Source organism: Thorsellia kenyensis, from assembly GCF_042432445.1.
GTDB classification, from domain to species: Bacteria; Pseudomonadota; Gammaproteobacteria; order Enterobacterales; family Thorselliaceae; genus Thorsellia; species Thorsellia kenyensis.
The window spans coordinates 1-964 of record NZ_JBHLXE010000032.1 but is presented as its reverse complement, the minus strand read 5'-3'; the positions used below and the strand labels follow the sequence as shown (position 1 = coordinate 964).

The following is a 964-nucleotide window of genomic DNA, read 5'->3' as shown; positions in this document are numbered from 1 at the left end:
TCCATTAGGTGTAGGTGAGAGCATTGAAATCCGTATTGATGGCGAAAATTGGATTAAAGTGCCGGCGTCAGACATCAGTGGCAACAGCTGGACATACAGAGGATTTGAAAGCCGAGTATTGACAGAGGGTAACCATACCGTTGATGTTCGTATTGTTAACTCAGTTGGCAGCCCTGGTAGCACAGACAGTCAAGTTGTGACAGTAGATACCCTAGCACCGAGCAAATCGAATCAAATCTATATTGATTCGATTACGCCAGACACGGGCATAGCGGATGACTTTGTGACTAACTCAAATACCTTACGTTTTGATGGTCACTTTGACAGAAGCTTAGCGCAAGGTGAGAAAGTATTGATAAGCTTCAATGGTGGCCAAAGTTGGGAATATGCGACAGTCATCAATGGTACTGAGTGGTTCTATGAAAACAGTAACCGTTATTTCGATCAAGGTAACTATGACGTTAAAGTACGCATAGTGGATGCGGCGTGGAATGAAGGCGCTTCAGCTGAGCAGTTAGTTATCGTTGATACAACTGCACCGACCATCACTAAGACGGTTGATATTACCGGAGTCACTCCAGATACAGGCATCCCGGGTGATTACAAAACAGCGGCAGATAAGTTTGATGTGACAGGTAAAGTGTCTTCTGCTATTGGTAATGACCTAGTGAAAGTCTCTATCGATAATGGTAAGACATGGTACACCGTGACCTTTACAGACAGCACGAATTGGACAGTCAATATCGGACCATTCCCGAATGGTACATATAACTTGATTGCACAAGTGTTCGATAAAGCAGGTAATGGTGGCGCGCAAGATACCCAAGTATTAGAAATTGATAGAAGTTATGTCAAACAAAACAGCATCACCTTCGACACGATTACCGATGACACAGGTGTACAAGGTGACTTCAAAACCAAAGACAACACCTTACTGTTCAAAGGTAGCTTAGGAAATACCCTA

The 964-nt window shown here is 43.5% G+C and carries 1 protein-coding gene; it reads left to right on the top strand.

The window, feature by feature from the left end; genetic code table 11:
- A partial coding sequence (locus ACFFIT_RS03160) for an Ig-like domain-containing protein (protein ID WP_385876197.1) occupies positions 1 to 964 on the top strand: 964 nt, incomplete at both ends.